At 41.7% G+C, this 17189-nt stretch carries 16 protein-coding genes; 6 read left to right on the top strand and 10 right to left on the bottom strand.

The features are described 5' to 3' along the window. Nucleotides 1–11: 11 nt before the first annotated feature. Nucleotides 12–3173 carry an efflux RND transporter permease subunit gene (locus A0125_RS06145; RefSeq protein WP_066753663.1) on the top strand — a complete coding sequence of 1054 codons (3162 nt, stop codon included), beginning with the start codon at nucleotides 12–14 and terminating at the stop codon, nucleotides 3171–3173. After that, a complete protein-coding gene (locus A0125_RS06140; protein ID WP_066753658.1) occupies nucleotides 3173–4606 on the top strand; it encodes a TolC family protein in 1434 nt (477 codons plus the stop codon). The genes A0125_RS06145 and A0125_RS06140 overlap by 1 nt, the downstream gene beginning before the upstream one ends. Nucleotides 4607–4668: 62 nt before the next feature. Here the strand turns inward: A0125_RS06140 and A0125_RS06135 are convergent, their stop codons facing one another. Both A0125_RS06135 and yihA read right to left on the bottom strand, forming a co-directional pair. Beyond that, nucleotides 4669–5523: a 4-hydroxybenzoate octaprenyltransferase gene (locus A0125_RS06135; protein WP_066753655.1), complete on the bottom strand. Its 855-nt coding sequence runs from the start codon at nucleotides 5521–5523 to the stop codon at nucleotides 4669–4671. Further along, nucleotides 5520–6134, bottom strand: coding sequence for a ribosome biogenesis GTP-binding protein YihA/YsxC (yihA, locus tag A0125_RS06130; protein ID WP_066753653.1), 615 nt, complete (start codon nucleotides 6132–6134; stop codon nucleotides 5520–5522). The genes A0125_RS06135 and yihA overlap by 4 nt, the downstream gene beginning before the upstream one ends. A 125-nt stretch (nucleotides 6135–6259) precedes the next feature. On the opposite strand from yihA, the gene A0125_RS06125 reads away from it, so the two are divergent. Beyond that, nucleotides 6260–7180 carry an ABC transporter ATP-binding protein gene (locus tag A0125_RS06125; protein WP_066753651.1) on the top strand — a complete coding sequence of 307 codons (921 nt, stop codon included), beginning with the start codon at nucleotides 6260–6262 and terminating at the stop codon, nucleotides 7178–7180. A 12-nt stretch (nucleotides 7181–7192) separates the two neighbouring features. Next, on the top strand, nucleotides 7193–8506 hold the full coding sequence (locus A0125_RS06120) for an ABC transporter permease (RefSeq protein ID WP_066753649.1): 1314 nt from the start codon (nucleotides 7193–7195) through the stop codon (nucleotides 8504–8506). Between the two features lie 79 nt (nucleotides 8507–8585). Here the strand turns inward: A0125_RS06120 and A0125_RS06115 are convergent, their stop codons facing one another. After that, the gene (locus A0125_RS06115; protein ID WP_066753647.1) at nucleotides 8586–8906 is read right to left on the bottom strand and encodes a hypothetical protein; all 321 of its coding nucleotides are present in this window, start codon (nucleotides 8904–8906) and stop codon (nucleotides 8586–8588) included. A 166-nt stretch (nucleotides 8907–9072) separates the two neighbouring features. Beyond that, nucleotides 9073–10152, bottom strand: a complete 1080-nt coding sequence (gene fbaA, locus A0125_RS06110; protein ID WP_066753645.1) for a class II fructose-bisphosphate aldolase — start codon at nucleotides 10150–10152, stop codon at nucleotides 9073–9075. Between the two features lie 207 nt (nucleotides 10153–10359). Here fbaA and A0125_RS06105 point away from each other — a divergent pair, with 207 nt between their 5' ends. Continuing rightward, nucleotides 10360–11484, top strand: a complete 1125-nt coding sequence (locus tag A0125_RS06105) for a CofH family radical SAM protein (protein ID WP_066753643.1) — start codon at nucleotides 10360–10362, stop codon at nucleotides 11482–11484. Between the two features lie 310 nt (nucleotides 11485–11794). Beyond that, nucleotides 11795–11956 (top strand): hypothetical protein, encoded by a 162-nt coding sequence (locus A0125_RS15545; RefSeq protein WP_156472436.1) that lies wholly within the window; start codon nucleotides 11795–11797, stop codon nucleotides 11954–11956. An 81-nt stretch (nucleotides 11957–12037) separates the two neighbouring features. Here A0125_RS15545 and A0125_RS06100 read toward each other — a convergent pair whose 3' ends face one another. The 6 genes from A0125_RS06100 to A0125_RS06075 form a co-directional block, all read right to left on the bottom strand. Beyond that, nucleotides 12038–12367 carry a helix-turn-helix domain-containing protein gene (locus tag A0125_RS06100; RefSeq protein ID WP_066753641.1) on the bottom strand — a complete coding sequence of 110 codons (330 nt, stop codon included), beginning with the start codon at nucleotides 12365–12367 and terminating at the stop codon, nucleotides 12038–12040. Nucleotides 12368–12452: 85 nt separating this feature from the next. After that, nucleotides 12453–13823, bottom strand: coding sequence for a Mur ligase family protein (locus tag A0125_RS06095; RefSeq protein ID WP_066753639.1), 1371 nt, complete (start codon nucleotides 13821–13823; stop codon nucleotides 12453–12455). A 24-nt stretch (nucleotides 13824–13847) separates the two neighbouring features. After that, complete coding sequence (prmA, locus tag A0125_RS06090; protein ID WP_066753637.1) at nucleotides 13848–14684, bottom strand: 50S ribosomal protein L11 methyltransferase; 837 nt, start codon at nucleotides 14682–14684, stop codon at nucleotides 13848–13850. A gap of 2 nt (nucleotides 14685–14686) precedes the next feature. Next, on the bottom strand, nucleotides 14687–15457 hold the full coding sequence (gene tpiA / locus A0125_RS06085; RefSeq protein WP_066753635.1) for a triose-phosphate isomerase: 771 nt from the start codon (nucleotides 15455–15457) through the stop codon (nucleotides 14687–14689). Between the two features lie 5 nt (nucleotides 15458–15462). Further along, nucleotides 15463–16680, bottom strand: a complete 1218-nt coding sequence (locus tag A0125_RS06080) for a putative sugar nucleotidyl transferase (protein ID WP_066753633.1) — start codon at nucleotides 16678–16680, stop codon at nucleotides 15463–15465. A gap of 137 nt (nucleotides 16681–16817) precedes the next feature. Then, nucleotides 16818–17066: a type B 50S ribosomal protein L31 gene (locus tag A0125_RS06075; protein ID WP_066753631.1), complete on the bottom strand. Its 249-nt coding sequence runs from the start codon at nucleotides 17064–17066 to the stop codon at nucleotides 16818–16820. Nucleotides 17067–17189: the final 123 nt, after the last annotated feature.

Genomic DNA, 17189 nt, shown 5'->3' with positions numbered 1-17189 from the left:
TATTAAGAAACATGTTTGAAAAATTTATAAAACGGCCGGTGCTTGCCATCGTCCTCTCTATTGTGGTCGTGTTCCTCGGCTTATTGGCCATCGGCACACTTCCGATTTCGCAATTTCCAGACATCGCCCCTCCTGTGGTCGTAGTGAACATTGCTTATCCTGGCGCCAGCGCCAATGTATTGACTGAATCCGTACTTATTCCGATGGAAAAGTCTATTAACGGTGCACCAGGAATGAAATACATGACTTCCGATGCCACCAGCGCGGGTGAAGCGACGATCATGGTTTATTTTGATTTGGGAACAGATCCCAGCCAAGCGATGGTCAATGTAAAAACGCGTATTGAGCAAGTCACGAACCGACTGCCAGAACTCGTACAACGCGAAGGTTTGGTGGTAAGTTATACTTCGCCTAATATGTTGATGTACGTCAATGTGTACAGTAAAGATCCAAATGCGGATCAGAAATTCCTCTACAACTTTGCCAACGTCAATGTCATCCCAGAAATCTCCCGACTGAATGGCGTAGGTAGTGCCAAAATTTTGGGAAGCCGGATTTACGCCATGCGAATCTGGCTGAATCCAGATCGCATGCGCGCCTACAATATCTCGACGGATGAAGTAATGGAAGCGATGAGCCAACAAAGTATTATCGGAACACCGGGTCGCCTCGGACAAAGTACGGGCAAGCGTTCTCAATCACTAGAATATGTGCTCACCTACAAAGGCCGATACAATAAAACGGATCAATACGAAAACATCATTATCCGCTCCAATCCCGAAGGCGAAAGCTTGAAATTGAAAGATATCGGAACGGTTGAACTAGGTAGTGAATTCTATGATATTTATTCTAATCTTGACGGCTTGCCTTCAGCCTCCATTACCTTAAAACAAAACTACGGCAGTAATGCCAATGAGGTAATCAAAGAGGTAAAGGACAAGCTCGAAGAAATTAAAGCTTCTTCCTTCCCTCCCGGAATGGATTATAAAATCACCTACGATGTATCCAATTTCTTAAATGCTTCCATTGACAAAGTCGTGCATACCTTGGGTGAAGCCTTCATCTTGGTGGCGCTCGTGGTTTACTTGTTTTTGGGCGATTGGCGCTCAACACTAATCCCCATTATTGCAGTTCCCGTTTCGCTCATTGGAGCATTTATGTTTATGCAGGCATTTGGATTGACCATCAACCTCATCACACTCTTTGCCTTGGTGCTGGCGATCGGTGTGGTGGTGGATGATGCCATTGTGGTCGTAGAAGCCGTGCATGCGAAAATGCATGAAAAGCATCTGCGACCTTATGCTGCCGTGGTGGAAGTCATCAAAGAGATTAGCGGCGCGGTAATCGCGATCACCTTATTAATGACTGCGGTGTTTGTTCCGGTAGCTTTTATGACAGGACCAGTCGGTGTATTCTTCCGGCAATTTGCCATCACGATGGCCTGTTCCATTGTCATTTCAGGTTTCGTAGCCTTGACGCTCACACCAGTGCTTTGCGCGATGCTGCTCAAACCGCATAAAGGCAAGAAAGCCAAACTCAATCCTATCGAGAAATTCTTGGCCGTATTCAACAAAAAATTCGACCGTTTGAATGTTCGTTATGCGTTATTCTTAAAACGCATCGTCAACCGTCGCGTGGTGACCTTTACCTTATTGGCGGCATTTGCGGTCGGTATTTTTGGTATTTCGAGAACACTTCCGTCAGGTTTTATACCTAATGAGGATCAAGGAATGATTTACGCCATCGTACAAACGCCGCCAGGATCTACGCTGGAACGTACCAATGATCTGGCGCGCCAACTGCAAAAAGCAGCCGAGCATGTGGATGGCGTAGCTTCGGTAACAGCTTTGGCGGGTTACGAAATCCTGACCGAAGGCCGTGGATCCAACGCTGGAACCTGTCTGATCGAGCTCAAAGATTGGTCGGAGCGCACGCACAGCGTACCGGAAATTATTGAACAGCTTGAAGAGCATACCAAAAATATTGCGGGTGCTACGATTGAATTCTTTGGTCCACCAGCGGTACCGGGATATGGTGCGGCAGGCGGTTTTTCATTGCGATTATTAGATAAAACCAATACGGACGATTATAAAGCATTGGAGCAGGTGAATGACGAATTTATGGCTGCTTTGCGCAAGCGCAAAGAATTGACCGGTATGTTTACGTTCTTTTCGGCCAACTATCCTCAATTCGAACTAGAAATTGATAACGAAGCCGCCATGCAAAAAGGCGTCAACATTGAAAATGCGATGAACAACCTCTCTATCTTGATTGGTAGTACATACGAGCAAGGTTTTATCCGCTTCGGTACTTTTTATAAAGTGTATGTGCAAGCATCGCCAGAATACCGCGCTTTGCCAGACGATATTATGAAATTGTACGTGAAGAACGACCGCGACGAAATGGTACCGTACTCCGCATTCATGACCATGCACAAAACGCAGGGATTGAATGAGATTACACGTTATAATATGTATCCATCATCGGCTATTAAAGGCGAACCGGCCAATGGCTATAGTACAGGAGAAGCCATTCAGGCAATTCAAGAAGTAGCCGCGCAAACTTTGCCGCGAGGATACGATATTGGCTGGGAAGGATTAACAAAAGATGAAGCCGCTCGTGGTAATGAGGCCATTTATATCTTCTTAGTCGTACTCGGCTTCGTATACCTGGTATTAGCAGCACAATACGAAAGTTTCATCATCCCGCTATCGGTTATCTTTTCGCTACCTGCCGGAATATTCGGTACCTTTTTATTACTCAAGATCATGGGCTTAGCCAATGATGTGTATGCGCAAGTGGGATTAGTCATGCTCGTCGGTTTGCTCGGTAAGAATGCGGTCTTGATTGTGGAGTTTGCGATGCAAAAACATGCCGAAGGTCTTTCGATCTACCGCGCTGCCGTGATGGGCGCGCGCGTCCGTTTCCGTCCGATCTTGATGACTTCTTTTGCTTTTATCGCCGGTATGATTCCGATGGTGATGGCGCACGGACCAGGTGCGATCGGAAACCGCACAATCGGCGCTGCAGCCGCCGGCGGTATGTTGCTCGGTACGATCTTCGGCGTCATCGTCGTGCCTGGATTGTATTTCATCTTCGGAACGATTGCCAACAAACGGAAACTCATCAAAGACGAGGAAGAAATGCCTTTGCTCGAAAAAATTGAAAACTAATGAAAAGAACAACTTTATTATATAGCACGCTGCTCGTAGCATCCGCTTTAGCAAGCAGCTGCGGCACGCCAAAGATTATTGAAAAACAAGCGTCTACTGCGAATTTACCACAAGCTTACGCACAGGCAGATTCTACGCGGAATATAGCCGATTTGCATTGGAACAAATACTTCAATGATCCGCATTTGGTGAAACTGATAGATACTGCTTTATTGCATAATCAGGAATTGAATGTGATGTTGCAAGAGATCGCCATCTCGAGCAATGAGGTGTTGGCACGCAAAGGGGAATACTTACCATTCGTCGGTGTGCGCGGTGGAGCTGGCGTAGAAAAACGAAGCGAAAACACGCCATTAGGTGCGCTGGAAAGAGAAGTGGAGATTCGCCACGGAAAAGAAAACCCAGAACCGATGCCCGACTTTGGCGCCGCATTGTTTGCCAATTGGGAAATCGATATATGGCATAAGTTGCACAATGCCACGAAGGCAGCACAATTGCGTTTTTTATCGTCGGTAGAAGGTAAGAATTTTATGGTGACTAATCTGGTCGCGGAGATTGCCAACAGCTATTATGAGTTGTTGGCGCTCGATCAGCAACGCATCATCTTGCAACAAAATATCGCCTTGCAGGAGAATGCCTTGACGACTGCCAAAGTACAAAAACTGGCTACCCGTGTAACGGAATTAGCGGTCAAAAAGTTTGAGGCTGAATTGCTTAAAACGCAAAGCTTGCAATTTGAGATCGATCAGCACATCGTGGAGACTGAAAATAAACTGAACTATTTGGCAGGGCGTTTCCCGCAGCACATTGAGCGCACCACTGCCGAGTTTGATGAAAACACGTTAGCCGCTTTGGATGCTGGCTTGCCAGCACAATTATTAGAAAACCGTCCCGATGTGCGGCAAGCAGAACTCAGCATGGCAGCTGCAGATCTGGATGTGAAAGTAGCCAAAGCACGTTTTTATCCTTCCTTGGGCATTTCTGCCTCAATCGGTTATCAAGCTTTCAACCCGGCTTATCTGTTGAAGACGCCACAATCGTTGGTGTATTCATTGGCTGGAGATTTGATGGCACCGTTGGTGAATAAAAAAGCCATTCAGGCAGATTATCTAACGGCCAATTCCAAGCAAATCCAGTCGGTATTTGAGTACGAACAAACGGTATTAAATGCTTATGTAGAAGTGGCCAATCAGCTTTCCAAATACCACAATGCGGTAGAAGGAACGCGATACAAAAACAAGCAAGTAAATGTACTCAATGAGTCGATACAGATTGCCAACGATCTATTTAGCGCGGCACATGCCGACTACATGGAAGTGCTGACCACACAACGCGATGTACTCGAATCTAAATTTGAACTAATCGAATCGCAGAAATCACAATACAACGCCTTGGTGGATCTCTACCGATCGCTCGGCGGCGGTTGGCAATAAAAAAACAAACAGGGCAATCCGAAATGGATTGCCCTGTCTGTTTTTATATAGCTAGGAAATACTTATCCCAATACCCACAAATTCAACAGGAAACAGAACATGAATACCACCGAAGCGATGCCGTTCGTAGTCATGAAAGCGCGATCTACTTTACTCAAATCGGTCGGGCTCACAATACGGTGCTGATAGATCAGCAGTCCGCCGTAGCAAACCAATCCTACATAATAGGGCCAGCTAACTGGAATATAAAACAGAGGCAACAAGACAAATACAAATGACAATACATGTAGCAAAGTCGAAATCTGCAGGGCTTTGGCGGCGCCAAAACGCGCGGGAATAGAATGCAGACCATGCTCCCGATCGAAGGATTCGTCTTGCAAAGCATAAATAATATCAAATCCGCTCACCCAAGTTAAAACCGAAAAACCGAAAAAAATTGGAACGATATGAAACTGTCCAGCTACCGCTAAATAGGCGCCAACAGGCGCTAATCCCAAACCTAAACCCAATACCAAATGGCACAAAGGTGATATGCGCTTCATGTAAGAATAGAACAACACGACGAATAGGGCAATCGGCGCCAAAAACAAGCAAAGCGGATTAATAAAATAGGTGGCGACAATGAATATCGCGCAATTCACAATCGTAAAAATAAGCGCTTCGCGCGGAGCCACTCTCCCTGAAGGAATATCACGTACCGCGGTACGCGCGTTCAAAGCGTCGATATCGCGATCTAAATAGCGATTGAAAGCCATAGCTGAATTGCGCGCGGTGACCATACAGATCAACATCAACACAAAGAGAAGCCAATCGAAATGAAACAAGCCCATGGTGACCGCTAAGAAAAAACCGATAATCGCGAAAGGTAATGCGAAAATACTATGTGCGAAGAGCACTAAAGACATGTACTTCTTCATACTTTTGGAGGCAATACGAAGTTTTCATTAATATCACCAATGGTATTCAACAGCTCATCACACCCGATTTTCGTTTCCGACGAGGTTAAGAAATGAGCCGGAACTTCTTCAAACCATTGTTTTAAAGCGCGGCGAAATTTAGCGATATTTTGATCCGATTTTACGGCAGAATGCTTATCTGCTTTGGTAAATACTAACATAAAAGGCAATCCTTTTTCTCCCAACCAATACACAAAGTCCAAATCAATTTTCTGCGGTTCATGACGGCTATCGATCAATACAAATACACATTGCAACGTTTCACGACGCGTAAGATAAGCACGAATAAATTTTTCCCAGTCTGCACGATTCTTTTTCGAAGTTTGAGCAAACCCATAACCCGGAAGATCGACCAAATACCAATTATCATTAATCAAAAAATGATTGATCAATTGCGTTTTTCCTGGTTTTTGAGACGTTTTTGCCAAATATTTTCGACCGGTAATCGCATTGATGAGCGAGGATTTACCGACATTGGATCGGCCAATGAAAGCATACTCTGGCTTGTTAGGCTCGGGTAATTTATCGATTTGTGTATTGCTGCAGATGAACTCTGCGGTTTTGATCACCATACGCAAAGGTAGCATTTCTCCATGAAAACGGGAGAATAGACGCTACGCTTGCTGTTATCTTCAAAAACATCATGCTTGACGAGATTTTTTCAGTAATTTGAGCCTCGAAAAAACCAATCTTATCCATGTTAGACATTCGCAACATTGTGAAGCAATACGCCAACCACCGCGCGTTGGACGATGTTTCTCTTTTCGTCCCCGAAGGGCAAATATTCGGTTTATTAGGTCCAAATGGCGCAGGCAAAACATCCTTAATCCGTATTATCAACCAAATCACTGCACCAGATGCAGGTGAAATATATTTTCAAGGAGAATCGCTGCAACCCAAACACATCAGTCGTATTGGTTATCTACCAGAAGAACGTGGATTGTACAAGAAGATGGAGATTGGTGAACAAATGATTTATCTGGCTCAGCTAAAAGGATTATCAAAGGAAGACGCCAAAAAGAAAATAAAATATTGGTTCGAAAAATTGCAGATAGAAAGTTGGTGGAAAAAGAAAGTAGAAGACCTCAGTAAAGGGATGCAACAAAAAGTGCAATTTGTAGCCACGGTATTGCATGAGCCCGAGCTGATTATTCTTGATGAACCTTTTTCGGGCTTCGATCCCGTTAATGCGCAGATCATTCAGGACGAAATTTTGGAACTGAACAAAAAAGGAGCTACCATCATCTACTCTACTCATCGTATGGAATCGGTTGAAGAGCTATGCGATCATATCGCGCTGATCAATAAATCAAAGAAAATATTGGACGGAGCAGTTAAAGAAATCAAAGCCAGCCACAAGAATCAAACCTATAAGGTGAGCTATACAAGCAAATCTGCGGCAGATTCGCTACCTAGTAGTAGTGAACTATACAGTGTACTAGAACAGGTGAAGGATGATGATGAACATACCGCTAAAATCCAAATTTCGCCATCTTACAACCTCAACGATGTGCTGTCGTTTCTGATTCCACAGATTAGTATTCATCAGGTGTTGGAAATCGTACCATCGATGAACGATATTTTTATCGAACAGGTTACCAATAACAAACAGTTTTAAGCAGTATCCAACATGAACAAAATTGCACTTATTATCCAGCGCGAATACTTATCCAGAGTACGTAAAAAATCCTTCTTATTAGTCACCTTTTTGGTGCCCGTATTTTTCATTGCACTTTATGCAGGTATCTTTTACCTCACTAAAAAAAGCTTTGAAGATACGCATGCTACCGTCTTTGTGCTGGATCAGCAAGGCGGCATCAGCGCACAGCTCGAAAACAATCGCAACATCACCTACAGCAAATCTAATGTTGAGTTGCAGGAGCAAATTTCTGAGATCAAAGGCAAGAAAGATAACATCAACATATTGATTATCCCAGCAGACTTCTACAGCAGCAAACGCATTGAGCTGCTATCTTCTGGCAAACCCAATATGGCGACACAAAGTGAGGTAAAAAGTCATCTGACGACCATCCTACAAGCTCATCAATATTCTGAACTAGGCATGGATCCTAGTCTCATTCGTGATTTGGATTCTAATATCCGCATTACTTCCAAAGAATTAACAGATACTGGCGACGCGAAAGATAGCGATACGCGAGTGGCGATGGGAATATCCATCGCACTAGCCCTTTTAGTGTATCTGTCCTTATTTTTATATGGCACACAAGTAATGCGTGGCATTATCGAAGAAAAATCCAGTCGAATTGTGGAGGTTATTATTTCTTCTGTCAAGCCTTTTCAACTGATGATGGGTAAGATCATAGGAATCGGATTAGTCGGCTTAACACAATTTCTGTTGTGGATCATTTTGAGTGCAGGCCTGATATCTGCGGCCTCGGTATTTATGGACAAACCTGAAGAGATGACCAGTGCGATGCCGGCTACGGCAGGTATGGATCAAATTTCCGCCACAGACAATGCAGGCGCATTTGATTTAAAAGTTGCCATGAACTCGATTGATTTTCCAGAATTATTGATTTGTTTCTTTCTATTTTTTCTTGCAGGCTATTTATTATACAGTGCGCTCTTCGCAGCGGTGGGCTCGGCGGTAGACAACGAAACCGAGACAAATCAATTTATGATGCCGATCACGATGCCATTGCTTTTAGCTTATGCGCTATCCTTTGGCGTTATTGTCAATGATCCGCATGGATCCATTGCCACATGGCTCAGCTTTATTCCGCTAACTTCGCCTATCGCCATGCTGGTACGAATACCTTTTGATGTTCCTCTATGGCAGATCGTGACCTCATTTGCTATTCTTGTAGTGGGTTTCTTATTTACAACTTGGGTAGCAGCGCGTATTTATCGGGTCGGAATTTTGATGTATGGTAAAAAAGCTAGCATCAAAGAACTCATTAAGTGGTTCAGCTATAAACGATAGAAAAGTAAATGTAAAAGAAAACGCCCTGATTATATAGTTATGATCAGGGCGTTTTTAATAGGAATTATAGAATCGTTGATTATAATATTAAAATCAACAACAAGATAATGATGATAATAGCACCTACTGATAAGTAAACGCCACCACCCAATGCTTTTGATTCTTTTTTCAACTCCTTCAACTCTTTTTTCATGGCCTTGCGTTCTGCTTTGGTCATGTTACTACGATCCATTGTTTTGATTTCGTTCACACGCGCTTCAATTTCAGCAATACGTGCTTCTGTTGCCGGATCAGCAGCTACTTCTTTCGGATTAGGCTCGTTATTATTAGCCAATACCGGTTGTACAAATGTTATTGCGCAAAAAATGGCAATCATCGAAAAATAAAATTTTGATCTCATAAGGTATAATTTTTTGATATAATTATGTGTCTTGTATGTCTAAACAACAATTCGACCAAAAATGTTTATATACGCCTTAAAAGTTTTATTTTTTATATAAAAGAAAAGGAGATCCGTCGGATCTCCCTTTTTTAGCCAGCAGTAAAACTGGGCAAATATGGTTGGATTATAACTTATCGTTGGAGTTAACCGCATTCAACTCTTCAAAAGCTTGTTTTAAACGAGTAACGAATGCTTCTTCACCTTTGCGCAACCAAACGCGTGGATCGTAGTATTTTTTATTAGGAGAATCTGCTCCCTCTGGATTGCCAATCTGCGCTTGCAAATAATCATGGTTTTTGGCATCATATTGGCGTACACCGTCCCAGAAAGCCCACTGCATATCGGTATCGATGTTCATTTTGATGGCACCGTATGATAGTGCTTCTGTAATCTCTTCTGGCGAAGAACCTGAACCACCATGGAATACGAAGTTGACTGGTTTTTGTGCATCTAATTTGAATTTCTCGCGAATATACTCTTGCGAGTTATGCAAGATTACAGGTTGTAGTTTGACATTACCTGGTTTGTATACACCGTGCACGTTACCAAAAGCGGCTGCTACAGTGAATTTATCAGATATTTTAGACAATTCTTCATATGCATAAGCTACCTCTTCTGGTTGCGTATATAGTTTTGAGCTGTCTACATCTGTGTTATCAACACCATCTTCTTCGCCACCAGTAACACCCAATTCGATTTCGATGGTCATACCGAGTGGTTTCATACGCGCAAGATATTTCGCAGAGATTTCGATATTCTCTTCCAAAGGCTCTTCAGAAAGATCTAACATATGAGATGAGAATAAAGGCTTGCCATGTTGTGCATGGAATTTTTCGCCAGCATCTAGTAATCCGTCAATCCAAGGCAATAGTTTTTTGGCCGCGTGATCGGTGTGCAAGATCACCGCTACACCATAGTGCTCTGCCAACAAATGTACGTGTTGTGCCGCAGATACAGCACCTAATACGCACGCTTTTAGATTATCGTTATCAGCAGTTTTTCCAGCATAGAACTGTGCGCCACCATTTGATAATTGAATAATTACTGGTGAATTGACTGCTTTAGCAGTTTCCATCACCGCATTCAATGAATTAGTACCAATAATATTAACGGCAGGCAAAGCAAATTTGTGTTCTTTCGCTTTCTCGAACAGTTCTTGTACCTGATCTCCTGTCAATACACCTTTATAATCTTTTAGGCTCATATGTGTTTTGAGATAAATTATTAAAAAAACTTTTGTCTTTAAAGATACGCAAAAATACAGAAGATAAAAAGCATAGTGTAAATTATACACTAATATATCACGTCATTTATGGGCTTTAACAAATGACGTGTCAGTGCTAGTTCATAATTGTGAAACGATCGCCCCTATCCTTGGCATATCCCCAAAATCACGTATCTTTGTCTCTAGATGAAAGTGAACAATTTATTAGAGCGTGCCTTACAGTTTGACTTCCTAACGCAAGAAGAGGGTGTTTTTCTGTATCATCATGCGGCGACTGCCGATCTTGCTTATGTGGCCAATGAATTACGAAAAATTCAAGTCCCGCATGGCAAAGTGACCTGGCAAATCGATCGCAATGTAAACACGACCAATGTGTGTATCGCCAATTGTAAGTTTTGTAACTTTTTCCGGCGCCCAGGCCACGAAGATAGCTACATCACTGACATCGAAACATATAAACAGAAGATCGAGGAAACATTTAAATACGGTGGCGATCAGCTGCTATTACAAGGCGGTCATCATCCGGATTTGGGATTATCGTTTTACAACAATATCTTCAAAGAGCTTAAGTCCCTTTACCCAAATTTACGATTACATTCTCTTGGCCCACCCGAGATTGCACATATTTCGAAATTAGAAAACATGTCGCATATCGATGTGCTCCGTTCCTTGAAAGAATCTGGACTAGATTCTTTACCAGGTGCTGGAGCAGAAATATTAAATGATCGGGTACGTAGATTGATCTCTAAAGGAAAATGCGGTGGTCAAGAATGGCTCGATGTAATGCGCGCCGCGCACCAGATCAACTTGCCTACGTCTGCTACCATGATGTTTGGACATATTGAAACGATTGAAGAACGCTTCGAACATTTGGTATGGATCAGAGAAGTGCAGCAGGAGAAACCAGCCGATCATTATGGTTTTGTAGCCTTTATCCCTTGGCCTTTCCAAGATGATGGCACATTGCTAAAACGTCTTCGTGGCATTACGAATGACGTGACCGGAGACGAATATATTCGCATGATTGCTTTGAGTCGTATTATGCTTCCCAATATCAAAAATATTCAGGCTTCTTGGCTCACCGTTGGTAAACGCACAGCGCAGTTATGTCTACACGCAGGCGCCAATGATTTTGGATCGATCATGATTGAAGAAAATGTGGTTTCTGCAGCCGGAGCGCCGCATCGCTTCACTTCTACTTCGATCCAAGAGTCGATTAAAGAAGCAGGTTTTGAACCACAACTACGTAATCAGGTCTATGATTTTCGAACCATGCCACAGCAGATGGAAGTGCAGGTAATCGATTATTAAGCCACATCGGAAAGACGCTCAAGTAGCATCTTATAATATATTTATTCTTGGCTGTTTTTACGACTAATTGTGTGTCTATAGCGTAATAATCACATGGGTCGAAGTAGCATTTTTCCTACACGACTAGATGAGTAGAGTGCAACTCATGCTATCGTATGTACATCGCGTCATTGTTTATTGTGCAAGTAATTTGAATACCAAAAAAACAAACTACATAACTACCTGAAATACAGTTTGATATTTTTAGTAAAAAAATCGTAAAATATATTTTTGTTGTATATTTTTACACAAAATAACAGATAGCTAAGCAATGGAAAACGTGATGGAAACGATGGAAAAAAGTGTGCTGGAAGATGAGAAATTATTCAACTTCGATGGCCCTGAAGACGACGACAGCGACTTCGACGACGACTTGGATTTAGAAGGTTTGGACCTGGGTGGTGACGACGATTTTGATGATGACGACTTTTAGTTGCACACATTAGCTAATGCGCTAAATGAAAACAAAAAAGACAGCGTCATCGGCTGTCTTTTCTGTTTCGGAGGATATTTACTATTTCTTATGTAACTGTTCGTAAAGATCAATTACTTTCTTTTGCAAATCGATCACTTCAAGCTCACGAGTTTGCAATCTTTTTCCTAACTCTTTCATCTCCTCCCTTACGCCTTTACTTTCGTCTGAGTCCGCATCAGATAACAATAATACCAAGCTAAGCTCGAAAAGATTTGCAATTTGATTTAAACGAGAAAGATTAACGTCTGTAATACCTGTTTCAATTTTAGAAAAAGCCGGAATTGAGATATCTAATCTCTTGGCTACATCTTCCTGGCTCCAGCCTCTCTGATGTCTTAACAGTCTAATTTTTTTTCCTAATGTGTTCATAGATAAATTTTGTACTCTTTTGTTTATAGCAGATAGAGCAAATTTAACTAAAAAATATAAAACACAGAAATAAAACAAGAAAATTCTACGCCTCTTTCAAAAATTTATCAGCAAGACTAGCTATATTAATACCATTATGAGTGTTAGAACTCATAAAGAGCAAGTTATACCCATTTGAACGAAATGATTCTAAAAAAGACTCTAACTCAACCACATCATTAATGATGTGGAACGAAGGATGATCAAACGCTTTAGCAAGCTGATCCTCCAGTTCTACAGTGGTAATATTTTTTTCTTTGTATGAATTTAAATTAACAAAAGCTACCGCATGATCAGATTCTTGCATGCTGTGCTTGTATTGCATCATCAGTTCTTCCTCTACGGCATCATATGGATTAAGCTCGATAAAAGTAACAAGGGCTTTTGCCGGAAATTGCTCTTTTATCGCATGTATGCTGGATTTCACTTTAGATGGACTATGCGCAAAATCTTGGTAAACGACACTACCATTACCACTTGCCACAAACTCCAAATAGCGTATAGAGCTCTTAAAATCTTGAATAGCCGTATAAAACTCATTCCTTTTTACGCCAAGCCATTCGCAAACAGTATAAGCACCGACGATATTGGATAGATTATGCTTACCAAAAACCTTTAAAGAATATTCATGACCACACACTGTCACAGATGTCACTCCTTTATTAATGCTATATTCTGGCAATTTGTAACCGTGCCTATTGAACTTCAGATCCTTCGTCTCTTCTAAAATCTGATGAAGGCTTGCATTGTCTTTATTATAGATTAATGTTCCTTTAGGTGTTATACTCTCGATGAATTTTCGAAATTGATCAAAGTAATCTTCACTCGATATTACCGTGCGAAAACTATCCCATTCGATACCCGTTATCAATGCGATATTAGGATGATACAAGTGGAATTTTGAACGATTATCTAAAGTCGAAGCATAGTATTCATCACCTTCAATGATGATAAGCGGATTCGTATTGGTTAGCTTCACCAATGAATCAAAACCTTCCAACTGAGCACCTACCAGATAATCAAAATCTACCTCCATCTTCTTTAAAACGTGCATTATCATACTGGTAACGGTAGTTTTACCATAAGTACCTGCAATGACAACTCGAGTTTTATTGATACTTTGCTCGTATACGAACTCTGGATATGAATAAATTTTCACCCCTAGCTGCCGAGCTTTCTCTAACTCGCTATTATCCTCCAACGCATGTTTGCCTAAGATGATGGCATCGAGCTCTTCGGTGACTTTATCGGGAAACCAACCTAACTCCGATGGTAAAAGTTGAGCTTTCTCCAAACGTGATTTTGATGGCTCTACAATCTGATCGTCTGAACCAGTCACCTGATGACCTTGCTCGGCCAAAGTAATGGCCAAATTGTGCATGATACTACCACCAATCGCTATAAAATGTACACGCATATCTCTTACTAACCTATCTTGCTACTATTTTACAAACATCGCAGAACACCAACGATCTAAAACGTGATGATTATTGAATGTCAAACCACATGAAAGTGCCTTTTGTTTTAACATCTCCAAATCCTCACCCTCATAAAACCCTGACACATAAAGCTTGCCATTCGTATTCAAGCAATCAGAATAGCTTTCCATTTGGTCAAATAAAATATTTCGGTTGATATTAGCCAAAATCACATCAAACCGCTTACCGATGATCTGCTCCTGAGAACCCAATACCACATCAATATTTTTCACATGATTTAAAGCACTATTCTCAATCACACTTTGAACGCAGATTTCATCATAATCGACTGCGAGAATAGATTTAGCATCACGTTTTGCTGCCGCAATGGCAAGGATTCCAGTGCCACATCCCATATCTAATACCGATGCATCTTTCAAATCGGCATTCAGCACGTAGGATAACATCATCGCTGTTGTTTGATGGTGTCCGGTTCCAAAAGACATTTTTGGATCGATTACGATCTCATACTCATACTGCGGTTGCGACTCATGAAATGTAGCCCGCACATACAAGCGATCGTCAACCGTAATGGGTTGAAAATTGCTTTCCCACAGCACATTCCAATTTTGATCTTCTATTTCTTGCACCTGATAATCTACCTCGTAATCTGTCGCCTCGCGAACCAGCAAAGCTTCTAATGCAGGAATATCCAGATTAGCCGATGGAATATAAGCTACGAAACCATCCGTAGAATCTTCGAACGTATCGTAGCCTATAACACCTAATTCGGCTATCAGTAGATCTTTTTGCCACACTTCCATGTCGGAAGATGAAAAAGCAACTGATGTATATTTCATATTTATTTAGTGTTGAATACCTTCACGATATCCAAAAAGTCACGTGATTTCAGTGAAGCACCGCCGATCAAACCGCCATCAATGTCTTTTTGTGAAAATAAGCTTTCTGCATTTGACGGATTGCAACTTCCGCCATAAAGAATTGATGTAGCATCTGCTACCGCTTCACCATACTTTTCGGCAACCGTAGCTCGAATAAAAGCGTGCACTTCTTGTGCTTGCTCTGGCGATGCAGTTAGCCCAGTTCCAATTGCCCAAACTGGCTCATAAGCCAATACTACTTGTGCGAAATCGCTTGCAGAAAGGTGGAACAAAGCTGTCTCTAATTGTGCCTTAATAACATCAAAAAAACTACCTGACTCACGCTCCTCTTTGGTCTCGCCAATACAGAAAATAGGTTTTAACTGATGCTTAAGCGTAGCATCTACCTTCTCTGCCAATAAAGCATTTGTCTCGTGGAAGTAAGCACGACGCTCTGAATGGCCTAATATAACATATGCAGCACCAACAGATTTCACCTGCGAGGCCGAAATTTCGCCCGTGTACGCTCCAGACTCTGCTTGGTGAATGTTCTGCGCACCTACATGCACATTATTGACACCATTTGCCAGTTTTGCAATACTAGATAAATGTATAGCAGGACTACAAACAACGACCTCCTGAGCACCAATCACTTCATCCTTAGCCATGTTTACAATTTCTGAAAATAAGCTCACACCAGACTCATAGTCTAAATTCATTTTCCAATTTCCTGCAACGATATTCTTACGCATAATTTTTATTTTGATAATTTGTATAAATACTCTTTTCTTAAATAATCCGTATCAGTATACTGATATTCAAAGATACGGGAATCCAAAGGATTCATCGTATTAATTTTTTTCGCACCGGCACGTTCCAGCATCGTCAGGAACTTATCCAACTGATAATTTGTGGCATTCGTATCTGTAAGCCATAGAAAGTCCGGAACGAACTTGGGCACAAAACCTGATAATGCCACCTGCACTCCAACACCAACTACCGTACCAGTGGTAAAGCGTGTGTGGATAGCAACCATCGCAAAATCTCCCATGATCATACCGCATTTTTGCATACCTGTATCCCGATACGCATGGCTAGCATAATCGTACAGTCGCACATTCTTCCAATCATTTCTTAAATTGGAATTAGATGTACCAGCACCCAGGTTGCAACCTTCTCCAATAACGGCACAGCCCAAATAACCTTCGTGTCCTTTTGCCGAGTTGCCCCAAATCACCGTATTATTGATCTCGCCGCAAACTGTTGAGCCAGGCCCGATCGTGACGTTGGGATAAATCCGAGATCCTGTTTTCACGCGGGCACCTGCACAAATCGCAGCTGGCCCCTTAATCGATATACCATCTTCTAATATTGCGCCTTCGCCAATGTAAATTGGCCCTTCTTCGGCGTTGAGCGTAGCACCACGAAACGAATGTACTCCATCAATTTTTATTTGATCGCCGTAGTATGTATTGTGTTTTGGTAATGACCCTGAGTTAGTATCGGAAAAATTTCTTCGTAAATCTTCGGTTATTTCAATTGCATTGACGCGGTAAACATCTTCAGGATAATTAATAAATCGCACCAAGTCATTATATTCTACTGCTCGTAAGGTACTCAAAAGTAAGGGCGTAAAATCATGTAATTTATCAATATTACATGCAATCCATTCGCCCTGCGTCATCAAGACAGTGCCGACCGATAAGTTTCGGATTTCTTCCACCAATCGATCATTGGGTATCACATTGCCTTTGATAACAATTGCAGATGCGAGCTGATCGATCGAATTACCATACTTTCCACGCAGATAATCTACGGTAAGAAAGAATATCGTCTTATTTTTGGTGTACCATGCCCATTTCTGCGCAATCGTATTGATACCTACTCGAAGATCTGAGACTGGTCGTGTAGCGACCAATGGCAATAATTGACGGCGCCACGGCGCATCATCAAACAGAAACACACTATCGATCATGGCATAAAGATACAAAACTATAGCAGAGGTACTACATGCTGTTCATGGGTGTGCTGATAACGTAAATACGTAAACAAAAAAAGTCTCGATCGTATTGATCGAGACTTTTATATGTATACATCTGTATTGACAGATTATTACTTCTTGTTGTAACGGCTGCGGAATTTGTCGATACGTCCTGCTGTATCTACCAACTTCATTTTACCGGTATAAAATGGGTGCGAAGTGTGGGAAATCTCCAATTTGACCAATGGATACTCGTTACCATCTTCCCAAGTGGTCGTCTCTTTTGTATCTACACATGATTTTGTCAAGAAAGCGTAGTCGTTAGACATATCTTTGAAGACTACTAATCTGTAGTTTGATGGATGCAAATCTTTTTTCATTTTATCTTATGATTACTTGTATACTCAATAATTGAGGTGCAAAGTTAACGTATTTCGCAAACATAATCAAACATTTCAGTAAATAATGTTGCATTGTCCCTCAGGAATGGGCCTGACATCATG

This window comes from Sphingobacterium populi, from assembly GCF_001586775.1.
In the GTDB taxonomy this organism is placed as follows: Bacteria; Bacteroidota; Bacteroidia; order Sphingobacteriales; family Sphingobacteriaceae; genus Sphingobacterium; species Sphingobacterium populi.
Note: the sequence above shows the minus strand (reverse complement) of the source record. Positions and strands in the feature narration are given on the sequence as shown.